We start from the raw sequence: 12,673 nt of genomic DNA, 5'->3' as shown, positions 1-12,673 counted from the left end.
TCCATTGCATGGGAACATGGCCCCGAAACCGCCAGCGGACCTCTTGATGAAAAACCTGCCCCACCTGACATTCCTGCGCTCTTTTGAGGCCGCGGCGCGCTATCTCAGCTTCACCTCGGCGGCGGATGAGCTTAACTGCACCCAGTCGGCGGTGTCCAACCACGTGCGCAGCCTGGAGGAGTTCATCGGCCGCCCGCTGTTCGTGCGCCATCCGCGGTCCTTGTCGCTGACTGACGTGGGGGAGGCCTATCTGCCCTCTGTCCGCCACGCGCTGCAGGAAATCGACAGCGCGACCCAGCTGCTGATCTCGCAAAGCCATAAGCGGGAGGTGGTGATCTCCTGCCCTGTCAGCCTGGCGGAGCGCTGGCTGTTGAAGGTGATCGAGGGGTTTTCAGCGGCGCATCCGGATATCGACCTGACCATTCACAGTACGATCTGGGTGGATGTGGAGACCAATGTCTCGGACATTTCGATCACCATCAACCATGTGGATGATGTGATGGGGCCGGCGGTTAAGCTGTGGGACGAGAAGCTGGCGCTGGTCTGTGCGCCCGGTTTCCAGGTTGCGGGAGAGACGCTGACCCGGCCGGAACAGCTGGTGCAGGCGAAACTGATCCACATTCTGGGGCGGCCGATCTATTGGGAGAAGATCGCCAAGCATTACGGGCTTACCGGGATCGAGCTGAAGGGCGGCTTGCAGACCAATTCCTCCAACATGGGGCTGGAGTTTGCCGCCAATGGAATGGGCTGTGCGGTTCTGCCCAAAACACTGGTCCGGTCCCATGTGGCAGACGGGCGGCTGGTGGAACCGTTTGATTTCGACCTGGATTGCCCCTGGACCTATTTCGCCACCTTCAAGGACAAGGCGGCGACGCCCTCGGTCAAGCATTTCAAGGCATGGCTGCTGAAGGCGGCAGCGGAGATGGAACTGTAGGGCATCAAGGCGAGCCGCAGGCAGCATTGAATTCTGGCGGTGTTTCGCGTATATACGGGTATATATACGTGAGGCTTGCCAATGATTGAGACCAAGATCAGGAAAGTCGGGAACTCTGCCGTCATCACCCTGACGACAGAGATGCTGACGATGCTGGACGCCAAGGAAGGCGACACGCTGTTTGTGGTGCGCGGCGATGATGGCAGCCTGCGGGTGATGGCGCATGATCCAACGGTGGCCGAGGCGCTGGCCGCAGCTGAGGTCGTGATGGATGAAAACCGCGACCTGCTTCAGGCGCTGGCGTGAGCACATACACCTGGGTGCCGCTGGCGGCGGTAACCATTTTCCATGACCGGCAAATCTCGCGCCATGGCGGCGCGGCGGGGATGCGTGACAAGGCGCTTCTGGAAATGGGATGCGCGCGGGCAATGAACCTGGCTGCCTATTCCGATGCAGGCGTGGCGGAGGTTGCCGCGGCTTATGCCTTCGGCATCGCCAAGGCGCATGCGTTTGTGGATGGCAACAAGCGCACGGCCTTTGTGACCGCTGTGACCTTCCTGCGCCTCAACGGCTACCAGTTCCGCCCGGACCCGGTGGAGGGTGTGCGGATGATGGAGGATCTGGCCACGGGGGACGTGGATGAGGCCGCATTTGCAGCATGGCTCACGGCGGGGATGCAGCCGCTTTGATGCCGGTGCGCCGGGGCCGGGTGCAGCGTTAACCGATGATTTTTACAAAGAAATGCAGGTGTGGCCGCAGCATGGGCTGGTCCAGATAGGTCGTTGTTTCCATTGGTGTCTCCACCTCTGTGAAACCCAGCTTGGGGTAAAGACTGCGCATTTCGACATTTGGCGTCAGCGTGTCGGCCACCAGCCGTTTGAGGCCCATTTTACGAGCTGACTCCTCGCGCGCCTCGATCAGCCGCCGCCCGGTCCCGGTGCCGCGCGCGGCCTCGACGACAAAGACCCGTTTCAGCTCTCCGGTTTCCCGGTCCAGCCGTTTCAGCATGCCGCATCCGACGATCTGGCCGGTCTCGCTCCGCGCCAGCAGCAGGCAGCCGTTCGGCGGCAGGTAATCGCTGGCGTTGGCCCAGAATTCCGCCAGTGCGCTTTGCGGGGCCGCCGGGTCGATGGCGAAGCCCATATCGCCCATCCGCTGGACAATGAGGTCGTAATACTGCGCCAGAATTCTGTTCAGCTCCTGCTTTGGCGGCAATGCATCGCAGTGAATGATCTCGATATCTTGCATCATGCTGTGCTCCCTGCCGGATAATATAGTCAACCTTACCGGCGGGCCAAAGCCTGCAGCCCCGGCCATTGGACCGGGGCTGCAGGTATTCATTCGGCTATTTTAGGGCTCATGCCCGCAGCCGCGCGCCCGAAGGGTCAAAGGCTGCCGCTTCCAGAATGCGTGCCTTGTGCGGCTTGCCGAGGATATAGACCTCAACCTCATCTCCTGGCTTGGCAAAGGCCGGGTTGGCGTACCCCAGCGCCAGCGATTTGCCGACCGAGTAGCCATAAGCGCCTGAGGTGACACGGCCCACCGGCTTGCCGTCCGGAGTAAAGACTGGCTCGCCGCCGGAGGCGTCGGCATCGTTCACCGCGTCGATTTCAAAGGCGGATAGCATTTCGCGCGGGGCGTTATCCTTGACCTTGAGATAGGCGTCCTTGTTGAGGAAGTTCTTGTCCAGCTTGATCAGACCGGCCAGGCCAACCTCCTGCGGCCAGTATTCCTGGCTGTACTCGCGGCCCCAGGAGCCGTAGCCCTTTTCGATCCGCAAGCTCCCCAGCGCGCGGCCGCCGACCGGGCCGCCGTCGAATTCTGCGGCTGTTGCCAGCAACGCGGAATAGAGTTTGACTTGATCTTCCTCGGCGCAGTGCAGTTCCCAGCCCAGATCGCCGGTGAAGGAGACGCGGATCGCCAGGCATTCCACACCCGCCACGTCGATGGTGCGGGAGCGCATGAAGCGGAAAGCCTCGTTCGACAGATCCGCGTTGGTCATCCGTTGCAGCATGTCGCGCGACTTCGGACCAGCCACGTTGAAGCCCGCGATGCGGTTGGTGGCGACCTCGAAGGTGGTGCCCGCGGGCAGCTCCACCATGTTGAAGAACCGCTGGTGATAGCGTTCCGCCATGCCGGAACCGACCATCATGTACTCATCATCCGCCACCTTGGTGATGGTGAAGTCGCCGGCAACGCCGCCGCGCACGGAAATCAGCGGGGTGAGGCAGGAGCGGCCGACCTCGGTTGGCACCTTGTTGGCGACCAGCTTGTCCAGCCACTCAAACGCGCCCGGGCCTTTGATCACGTAGTTGGCGAAGTTGGAGATGTCGATCACCCCGACGTTCTCGCGCAGCATCTTCACTTCGCGTCCCACCGGCTCCCACCAATTCTGGCGGGTGAAGCTGTTGGTATCGGTGGTGCCGGGGGTGCCGGAGAACCACAGGGGATGCTCCCAGCCGCAGTTGAGGCCAAAGACGCAGCCCATTTCCTTTTGCACCTCATAAGCGGGGCGCACACGGGCCGGGCGGCCGGCGCTGCGTTCCTCGTTCGGGAAATGGATGGCAAAGCGGTGCGCGTATTGATCCTCGACACGGGCCTTGGTGAATTTCTTGTCGGCCCAGTCGCCAAAGCGCGCCAGGTCCCAGGCGAACATGTCGTACTGCGGCTCGCCCTCGATCATCCACTGCGCCGCCAGCAGGCCGAGGCCGCCGGACTGGGAGAAGCCTGGGATGATGCCGGTGCAGCAGAAGTAGTTTTTCAGCTCCGGCACCGGGCCCCAGATGGCGTTTGAATCCGGCGACCAGATCATCGGACCGTTGATGACGCGCTTGACGCCGGCGGTTTCGGCGCAGGGCACCCGCTCGGTGGCGCGGATCACGTTTTCCATGATCCGGTCCAGATCGTCGGGGAACAGCTCATGCGCGAAGTCCAGCGGCGTGCCGTTTTCGGCCCAGAAGCGCATGTCCTTTTCATAGGCGCCGATCAGGAAGCCGTTGCCCTCCTGACGGAAGTAGTATTCGCCGTCGCGGTCGGCGATTGAGGGCAGGCGGCGGCCCAGATTGGCGACCTCGTCGATGGACTCAGTGACGAAATACTGATGCTCGGTCGGCTGCAAGGGCAGGGTGAGGCCGGCCATCGCCGCCACCTCGCGGCCCCAAAGGCCGCCTGCGTTCACCACCCATTGGGTGTGGATGTCGCCCTTTTCGGTTTTCACAATCCAGCTGCCGTCGGGCTGCTGCTCAGTGCCGATCACAGGGCAGAAGCGTTCGATCTGCGCGCCCATGGCGCGGGCGCCGGCGGCATAGGCCATGGTGACGCCCGAGGGGTCCACATTGCCGCCATCGGGTTCGAACATGATGCAGCGGATGTCGTCGAACTGGGCCAGCGGGTGCAGTTCCTTGGCCTGCTCGCGGCTGACCTCGTGGAAGTTCAGGCCGTAGTATTTTGCCTTGGCTTCCTGCAGGCGCAGCTGGTGCTCGCGCTCTTCGGTCTTTGCAAGGTACAGGGATCCCGGTTGGAAAACGCCGCAGCCCTGGCCGGTTTCCTTCTCCAGCTCCTTGTACAGGTTCATCGTGTAGTGCTGGATGCGGGTCACGTTGTTGTTGTCGTGCAACCCGTGGATGTTGGCCGCCGCGTGCCAGGTGGAGCCCGCGGTCAGCTCATCGCGTTCCAGCAGAACCACGTCGGTCCAGCCGAGCTTGGCCAGGTGGTAGAGGATCGAGCAGCCGACAAGGCCTCCGCCGATGACAACTGCCTGTGCATGGGTTTTCATGCGTCATGTTCCCTTGCCTGCGTGCCTGAAACAGCGCGCCCTGCAGGCCGGGGCGGGCCGCCAATTCCTTCCGGCGACCCTAGCGGCGGCGGGGCTGGATGACCCGTGAAGAATTCAGACCCAATGGCCCCGGATTCGATGGGTCATCCGGCCATCACCCGGTGATCTCTTTCATCACGCCCAGGAACTTCGCCACTTCGCCGATGCTGTTGTAGTGGCACATGGAGACGCGCACGCAGCTGTCCATGCCCAAAGGCGACAGGATATTGCCGGAGTAGTGGTCCGCCTTGCGCAGGTGGGTGCGGATGCCCTGTTCGTTCAGCCGTTTGACCACATCCACCGAGGGCACGCCGTCCACGGTCAGCGAAACCAACCCCTCGCGGGCCGGGTTGTCCGGGCCGCCCAGGATGGTGACGCCTTCCATTTCCGCCAATCCCGGCAGATTGCCGGTGCCAAGGATCATCGCGTCGGTCAGGGTTTTCTCGTGGGCATGGATCGCTTCTCCCGCGGCCACGAATTTCGCACGCCGCTCCGTTGCATCGCTTACCTCGCCGCCGAGCCACTCCAGGTAGTCTGCAACATCGGACAGCGTTGCATAGCTGCCGGTGTCGCGGGTGCCCATTTCCCAATTGTCCGCAGGCCCATTGATCAGGCTGTTATGCGGCAGCGCGGTTAGCCGGTCGGAGATCCAGGCCAGCCCGTAGCCGTGGCGCGAGAACATCTTGTAGGGCGAGATTACATAGCCATCGACGCCATAGGCGGTGAGGTCGATACGCCCATGGGCGGCGTGTTGGATGCCGTCCACGATGATGAAGCACTCCGGTGCAACCTCGCGGATGGCGGCAGCGCAGGCGGCGACATCCACGCCCATGCCTGTGACAGGAGACGTATGGACAATTGTGGCCACGACTGTGTCCGGCGAAACCGCCTGAGCATAGGCATCGGCCATAATCGTGCCGGTGGTATCATCATGCGGGATCAGCACGTGTTTCTGCCGCGCCACCCCGGCCCAGCGGGCGCAGGCGGAGCGGGTGGCGGGATGCTCCAGCGTCGAGCCCAGCACAGTCGTGCCTTCGGAGGTGCCGAGGCAGGCGTTCATGATCAGGCGGAACAAGAGCTCTGTGCCGCTTTCACCTGCGAAAAACTGGCCGCCGGGTGCGTTCATGAAAACGCGCATGTCGTCCTTGGCCTTGTTGATGACCCGCACCAGTTCGTGGCTGCCGGGGTTGTCACGGCCCTGGTTGTCGGGGATCGCGGCGTAGCGTGCGGATGTTTCCACCACCGAATTGAGCGCCAGCGCGCCGCCTGCATTTTCAAAGAAGATACGGGCACCTTGTTCGGGGCAGTTGTCCACCTGGGCAAAACGGGTGCGGATCTGGTCCAGCAAGGTGTCGGAGATATGGGGCATGGCACGTCCAGCAGCAAAGGTTTGTTCTGCGCCACATTAGGGGGATTACCCCAGCCGGAGATACAAAAATATCCAGGGCTGAGGGCTGGAAATCTCTGTGCCAGCCCTCAGCGCATTTTTCAGGTGATGAAACCGTGGAAAGGGGCGCGGAAGGCCGCCCTGTGCACCATCTCAGACAGGGTGATGATGTCGAAGACGGGCCGGTTCAGCGCTGCTTGCAGGGCGTGGGCATAGGGCGGCAGGTCGGTGCATTCCAGAACAATCGGGCCGATTTCCGGGTTGCGCGCGATCATGGCCCTGGCGGCGTCCAGCAGTTCAGCCTCAACCTTGGCCAGATCCATTGCGGTGCGTTCATTGCGCAGGATCACGGTGGAGAATTCTTCTGCGTCATCCAGCCCTTGCACAACCACGGGCGTGTTTTCTGCACCGACGCCGCGCAAATGCGCCTCGGTCAGGCTGGCGGCTGAGGCGGTGATCACCCCAACGGTGCGGCCTGTCATCTGATGCGCCAGCGGCACCTGGATCAGCGAGGAGACGAACACCGGCACATTCACCGCGGTTGCGATCTCCTTCTGGAAAATCGCCAGGAACCCGCAAGAGCCGGTGATCGCCCGCACGCCTTTGGCCTCCAGCCGCCGGGCAGCCTCGATCAGCCGGTTCTTCATTTCGCCGGTCGGGTTGGCCAGCAGTTTCGGCACGGTGATCCCGTCCAGCATTTCATAGAGCGTGGTGAAGGGCAGGCTGGAGGGGTTCTTGATATGGCCGGGCGGCTTGGGGAAGTAGCTTTCCAATGCCAGCACGCCAATGGAGACGCCGCAGATGTTCTGGCCGCCGAGGTGGATGGTCATGTCTTGGTCCTTTCATACCGCCGTGTGCGGAAAGGCGAGAGGTCTTCGTTCACGGGCGTTCCGCTGACTATATCCGCCACCAGCCGCCCGGTTTTCGGAGCCATCATCAGACCGTAATGGCTGTGGCCAAAGGCGGCGATGAGGTCCGGGAAGCCCTCGACCTCACCGATGCAGGGCAGGCTGTCGGGCAGGCTGGGGCGCTGGCCGGACCAGGTTTCCATGCCATCCGCGCGCAGGTCCGGCAGCAGCGCCTTGGCCAGTTCCGCCAGCCCGTCCAGCCGTTTCCGGTTAAGCGGCTGATCAAGGCCCGCAAATTCGGCGGTGCCGGCCACCCTCAGCCCTTCCTCCATCGAGGAGGCCACGAATTTCATGTCCATATCCATGATCGAGTTATTGAGCGCGACGCCGGGGGCCGGGAACGACACGTGATAACCGCGCTCTGCTTCCATTGGGATCTTGATACCAAGCGGCTTCAGCAGTTCCCCGGACCAGACCCCCATTGCCAGCACCAGCTTGGGCGTCCAGTCCTGGCCCGCTTCGGTGGTATAGGTCCAGCCGCCGGTTTCAGACGGCAGGATGCCCCGCACGGTCCGGGTCTGAATCTCGCCACCAATGGATAGAAATTTCTCTGCGAGAACGGCACCGATCCTGCCCGGGGAAAGCGCCCGGGCCTGACCCTTGATCAGGATCGCGGCCTGGAACTCCGGGGTCAGCGCTGGTTCCAGATCGCGCAGTTCAGCGGCGCCAATCCGCTCCATTTCGGCGCCTTGCGCCGCCCGCAGCCGGTTGCCAAGGCTGTTCAGATCAGCCTCCTCCGGGTTGCGCGAGGCATGGACATAATAGCTGTCCCTGATCAGATCCTCATGGCCGGTGCCGGCCAGATGCAGCCGGAAACCCTCGACGCAATTACGGCACAGAAAGCCCATGGCGTCGGAAATCTGATGTATCCGCCGGTCACGCCCCTCGGCCAGAAACCGCAGCCCCCAGGGGGCGACCTTGGGCAGGTAGCCGGGCTTCACCGCCACCGGCCCCAGCGGGTCCAGCAGCCAGCCGGGCACTTTTTTCCAAAGGCCCGGCATGGATTGCGGCACCACCGACCAGGGGGAAATGATGCCAGCATTGCCATAAGACGTCGCCTGGCCCGGGGCGTCCCGGTCGATGAGCCGGACCCGGAGGCCCCGCCCAGCCAGGGACAGGGCCGAGCAGATGCCGACGATCCCGGCGCCCAGGACCGTCACATCGGGCGAAGACGATGCGCTCATTGCGCCGCCTTTGCTTGCAGTTTGCGCTGCTGGCCCAGTTGCTGGATCAGCACCGGTGCCATCACAACCAGCGCTGCGATGTCAGAGCCGCCGGAAGGCGCCACCAGCAGCAGGCCGCCAATGGCCATTAGCAGCCGCCAGATGCCGCTGAGCGGTGCCAGGAAGTAGGCCGAGACAGCAGTGGCGATGGCAAAGACGCCTGCCGCGCATGTCAGGGTGACCTGAGTGAAGCTCAGCAGAGTGAAGTATTCCGGCAGCACGATCAGCATGGTGGGCGCATAGACAAACACCATCGGCACCATCAGTTTGCCCAGCCCCAGGGTAAAGGCATTAAGCCCGGTGCGGAACGGGTTGGACCCCGCAATCCCTGCTGCCGCATAAGCCGAGGCGCAAACCGGCGGGGTGATTTCGGAAATCACACCGTAGTAGAGCACGAACATATGCGTGGCGAGCGGCGGCACGCCGAGCTGGCTGAGCGCAGGCGTCGCAACAGCAACCAGCATGATATAAAGCGCCGTGGTCGGCAGGCCGGCCCCCATCAGGATGCAGGCCATGGCGATCAGCACCAGAGACAGGAACTGCTGGATCGACGACTGGCTGAACGCCTCGATGGAGGTCCAGTCGAGGAACGGCGCAATCGCTGCCGCCATGTCCGCCGCGCCGCCGGTGACCATGAAGCCGAGGCGGAAGCCGACGCCAGTGGTGTTGATCACACCCACCACGATGCCCACCGCGGCAGAGGCCGCGCCCACTGCCAGCGCGTATTGCACGCCGACGTGGAAGCTGTCGAACAAGTCGCGGAAGTTTTGCCGCTCATTCCTGTGCAGGCAGCCGATGATGGTGAGTGCGGCCAGCATCCCGGCCATCACCGGGGTGTACCCCTCGCCGGAGTAGGGCGAGGCCTTCCACAAGATAAAGCCGAGCAGGGCAAAGGGGATCAGCAGCGTGGCGGGTTTGTCAAAGGCGCAGAAACCGACAACGATGCACAGGCTGAGACCGATGAAAGCGGCCATGTTGGGCGAGTATCCGGAGAAAAGCACCAGAAGAAGCGCGATCAGCGGAATGATCGTGTACCAGCCATCCTTCCAGACCTGCAGGAACTTGGGCAGCTGGTCTTTGGGATAGGCGGTCAGACCTAGTTTCTTGGCGGTGAAATGCACGATCGAGATCACCCCGATATAATGCATCAGCGCAGGCACAATCGCCGCAATCACGATGGTAGTGTAAGGCACCTCCAGATACTCTGCCATCAGGAAGGACGCAGCCCCCATGATCGGCGGGGTGATCTGGCCGCCGGCCGAGGCCGCGGCCTCAACCCCGCCTGCAAAATGGCCGGGGTAGCCAAGTTTCTTCATGTTTGGGATGGTCAGCGAGCCGGTGGACACCGTGTTGGCAATCGACGATCCGGAAATCGTGCCGAAGAAGGCCGATGACACCACCGACACCTTGGCCGGTCCGCCGGTGTAGCGGCCAGCGAGCAGCATGGCGTTGTCGACAAAGAACTGCCCCAACCCCATCCGCTGCGCCACCACGCCGAACAGCACAAAGTGAAACACCACGGTGGAGACCACCCACAGCGTCACGCCAAAGATGCCCTCGGCTGGGAAGTACATGTTGTTGACGAACTGCTGCCAATTGACGCCTGGATGCTTGAGGATCTGCGCGGGCATGTATGGCCCGAACAGCGCGTAGACCATGAACACCAGGATGATCAGCGGCAGCACAAAGCCGATGGTGCGGCGCGCGATCTCTAGCACCGTCAGGATCAGAACCGAGCCGAAGAACACATCCAGGCTGGACGGATTGCCCTGCCGCAGCGCCTGTTCGGCGATGTCGAAGCCGAACATGTCAAAGCCGCGCCAGCTGACCCAGAGAAACAGCGCCGCCGCCATGCTGAGCCCGGTCAGCGCCCAGTCATAGAGCGGTACATTGCCGGGGCGCAGCGGATGGGGTCCGCGCCATTCCAGGCTGCGGGCTGATTTGATCAGCGGAAAGCCCACAAAGATGAACAGGAACAGGCCCGCAAGGTGAATACCCATATGCACATGGTCCACCGGGGTGCCGAAACCGGCCGTCCACAGGTGGTAGAGGGCAAAGGCGATGCTGGCCCAATAGATGACGCCAGTCAGCCTGGGTCCGTTGTCGCGCGTGTTCAGAGCAGAGTCATACTGCTTCTCCAGCTCCTCAAGCGCCTTGTTGTCGAGATGGGTGTCCATGGACATCGGAGTCTCCAGTCCGGGGGCCGTGCCGGCGCGCGCCATTCACCCGCATTGCGGACAGGGGCGCCGGGAAACAAAAACGGCAGCAAGGCGCACCCTGCTGCCGCAGTTCAGGGGAAGTTTAGTTGAGCATTCCGATTTCGCGGTAGAAACGCTCAGCGCCCGGGTGCAGCGGCACACCGATGCCCTCGACGCCGTCCAGCGCGGTTTCCAGGGTGATCGCCTTGCCCTTGGGGTGGCCGTTGTCCAAGAGCTTGCGGGCGGTATCGGACCACATCGCCTTGGTGATCTGATAGATCAGCTCTTCGTCCATATTGGCGTTGGTGACCAGCATGCCGGAGACCGCCACGGTGTTCACGTCATATCCCACACCCGGGTAGGTGCCCGCCGGAATGGTCGAGGGAATGTAGTAGGGCACGGTGGTGTTGGCCTGCTTGATCTCTTCTTCGGACCAGTTGTGCAGTTCCATGCCCTTAGTGTTGTCGAGCTGGATCATCGCCGCAACAGGCGTGCCCGCGGCATAGAAATAGGCGTCCAGCTGGCCGTCGGCGATACGCTCGGCGGACTGGGCATTGTTCAGTTCCGCCTCGTCGATGTTGTCGCGGTTGACGCCGTGGTCATTCAGGATCAGCTCCACCGCGATCTGGGTGCCGGAACCGGCCTGGGCGATGCCGACACGCTTGCCCTTCAGATCGGCGAGCCCGCCCAGCGAATGGCCCTTGGGCAGCACCAGATGCAGGTCTTCCGGGAACAGGTTGGCAATCACCCGCAGGTCGGGCTTGGCATTGCCTTCAAACTTGCCCTTGCCGTGATAGGCAAAATGCAGCGTCGCGGCACCGGACAGGCCTGCCTCCATCTGGCCCGCCTGAATGGCATTCACGTTATGCGCCGAGGCATTGGTCGACTGCGCCATCGCCACCAGGCCGGGCACGCCGCAGTTGCCGCCCTCGTCGCAGGCGCGCGAGCCGGGCGGGTTGGAAATGGCGTTGGCGATGATGCCGCCAATCGGGAAATAGGTGCCGCCCGCACCGCCGGTGCCGATACGGAAAAAGGTCATGTCCTGCGCCGCAGCGGCGCCGGTCAGCATGGTGCAGGCCAATGCAGCCCCGGTCAGTTTCTTGAAAAACCCCATAATGTCCTCCCTGGAGTATTGGCTGCGTCTCCTCTTGCGCAGCATTCACCTGTGATCTTTGCATCATGGAAAAGGCAAAGCATAAGTTCAAATTTAAAATTATACTGTTTATATAGATTGAATTTATGTTGGCTTTACGCCGGGAGCAGATCATGAACTCTCACCAGCTTGCGGTGTTCCGCGAAGTTATGAAAACCGGCTCAGTGAGCCAGGCGGCGCGCAACCTGCACCGTACCCAGCCCGCGGTCAGCGCTGCCATCAAGACGCTGGAGGAGGAACTGGGCCTGACACTGTTCTTGCGCGAGGGCCGCCGCCTGGTGCCGGTGCCGGAAGCGCATTACCTGATGGTCGAAGCGTCTGAAATCCTGAACCGGCTGGAGACGGCGCAGCAGAACCTGGTGAAGATGCGCGAACGGGTGCGCGGCGCGATCCGGGTTGTGGCGATGCCGGGGCCATCCGTCATCCTGCTGCCGGAGTTCGTCAGCCGGTTTGTTGCAGACAAGCCCGAGGTCAATGTCACGCTGGCCACCCGGTCTTCGCCGCAAGTCCGCAGCCTGATTGCGGCCAACAGCTTTGACATCGGGTTCTGTGACATGACGCGCTACCAAGGGGACCGGAAGCTTTACAAGACCGTGGAATTGCCCTGCAATTGCCTGTGTGCCGTGCCGGCCGGCCATCGGCTTGCCCGCAAGGACAGCATCTCAGTGCAGGACCTGAGCGGCGAGCCCATGGGGGCCTTGCAGCCCGATCACAGCACCCACCAGGCCACTGCCCAGGCCTTTGTGCAGGCGGATGCGGATTTCAACCTGCGCTATGACGCGGAATACTTCCTGCCGCTGTTCCACTTTGTCGCGGCCGGCCAGGCCTGCGCTGTCGTCGATGTGCTGAGCGCCGAGAGCTACCGCCGCAGCAATGCGGGCGACGAACGCATCCGCTTCCTGCCTTTTGAGCCGGCGATTCCCTTTGGCTATTCAATTCTGACACCCAGCGAGCGTCCGCTGTCCCAGCTTGCAGCCAGCTTTACCGCCGCCTGGCAAGAGCATGTGGCAGAAATCTTGGCGCGAACGTCCGGGTAAACATCTGATTTTTCAATTT

General features: G+C 62.5%; 11 protein-coding genes. 4 read left to right on the top strand and 7 right to left on the bottom strand.

Annotated features, from left to right (window positions below; all coding sequences use genetic code 11):
* Positions 1-46 precede the first annotated feature (46 nt).
* The 3 genes from RA21_RS09735 to RA21_RS09725 all read left to right on the top strand — a co-directional run bounded on the left by RA21_RS09735 (position 47) and on the right by RA21_RS09725 (position 1,623).
* Positions 47-934 (top strand): LysR substrate-binding domain-containing protein, encoded by an 888-nt coding sequence (locus tag RA21_RS09735; RefSeq protein ID WP_019296976.1) that lies wholly within the window; start codon positions 47-49, stop codon positions 932-934.
* An 81-nt stretch (positions 935-1,015) separates the two neighbouring features.
* Positions 1,016-1,240: an AbrB/MazE/SpoVT family DNA-binding domain-containing protein gene (locus RA21_RS09730; protein ID WP_019296977.1), complete on the top strand. Its 225-nt coding sequence runs from the start codon at positions 1,016-1,018 to the stop codon at positions 1,238-1,240.
* The gene (locus RA21_RS09725; protein WP_039148252.1) at positions 1,237-1,623 is read left to right on the top strand and encodes a type II toxin-antitoxin system death-on-curing family toxin; all 387 of its coding nucleotides are present in this window, start codon (positions 1,237-1,239) and stop codon (positions 1,621-1,623) included. The genes RA21_RS09730 and RA21_RS09725 overlap by 4 nt, the downstream gene beginning before the upstream one ends.
* Before the next feature lie 28 nt (positions 1,624-1,651).
* Here RA21_RS09725 and RA21_RS09720 read toward each other — a convergent pair whose 3' ends face one another.
* The 7 genes from RA21_RS09720 to RA21_RS09690 all read right to left on the bottom strand — a co-directional run bounded on the left by RA21_RS09720 (position 1,652) and on the right by RA21_RS09690 (position 11,578).
* Entirely contained in the window at positions 1,652-2,185 is a 534-nt protein-coding gene (locus RA21_RS09720) for a GNAT family N-acetyltransferase (RefSeq protein WP_039148249.1), read from the bottom strand.
* 106 nt (positions 2,186-2,291) lie between these two features.
* Positions 2,292-4,709 carry a GcvT family protein gene (locus RA21_RS09715; RefSeq protein WP_039148245.1) on the bottom strand — a complete coding sequence of 806 codons (2,418 nt, stop codon included), beginning with the start codon at positions 4,707-4,709 and terminating at the stop codon, positions 2,292-2,294.
* A gap of 154 nt (positions 4,710-4,863) precedes the next feature.
* On the bottom strand, positions 4,864-6,117 hold the full coding sequence (locus RA21_RS09710; protein ID WP_039148242.1) for an aminotransferase class V-fold PLP-dependent enzyme: 1,254 nt from the start codon (positions 6,115-6,117) through the stop codon (positions 4,864-4,866).
* A gap of 119 nt (positions 6,118-6,236) precedes the next feature.
* Complete coding sequence (locus tag RA21_RS09705) at positions 6,237-6,965, bottom strand: aspartate/glutamate racemase family protein (protein WP_039148240.1); 729 nt, start codon at positions 6,963-6,965, stop codon at positions 6,237-6,239.
* The gene (locus tag RA21_RS09700; protein ID WP_039148237.1) at positions 6,962-8,227 is read right to left on the bottom strand and encodes an NAD(P)/FAD-dependent oxidoreductase; all 1,266 of its coding nucleotides are present in this window, start codon (positions 8,225-8,227) and stop codon (positions 6,962-6,964) included. The genes RA21_RS09705 and RA21_RS09700 overlap by 4 nt, the downstream gene beginning before the upstream one ends.
* Positions 8,224-10,449 carry a TRAP transporter permease gene (locus RA21_RS09695; RefSeq protein ID WP_039148471.1) on the bottom strand — a complete coding sequence of 742 codons (2,226 nt, stop codon included), beginning with the start codon at positions 10,447-10,449 and terminating at the stop codon, positions 8,224-8,226. Before RA21_RS09695 ends, RA21_RS09700 begins: the two co-directional genes overlap by 4 nt.
* Positions 10,450-10,567: 118 nt before the next feature.
* Positions 10,568-11,578 carry a TAXI family TRAP transporter solute-binding subunit gene (locus RA21_RS09690; protein WP_019296985.1) on the bottom strand — a complete coding sequence of 337 codons (1,011 nt, stop codon included), beginning with the start codon at positions 11,576-11,578 and terminating at the stop codon, positions 10,568-10,570.
* Between the two features lie 152 nt (positions 11,579-11,730).
* On the opposite strand from RA21_RS09690, the gene RA21_RS09685 reads away from it, so the two are divergent.
* On the top strand, positions 11,731-12,654 hold the full coding sequence (locus tag RA21_RS09685; RefSeq protein ID WP_019296986.1) for a LysR family transcriptional regulator: 924 nt from the start codon (positions 11,731-11,733) through the stop codon (positions 12,652-12,654).
* The last annotated feature ends 19 nt before the right edge of the window (positions 12,655-12,673 follow it).

Source organism: Leisingera sp. ANG-DT (assembly GCF_000813785.1).
In the GTDB taxonomy this organism is placed as follows: domain Bacteria; phylum Pseudomonadota; class Alphaproteobacteria; order Rhodobacterales; family Rhodobacteraceae; genus Leisingera.
This window is presented reverse-complemented; position numbering and strand designations above follow the sequence as displayed.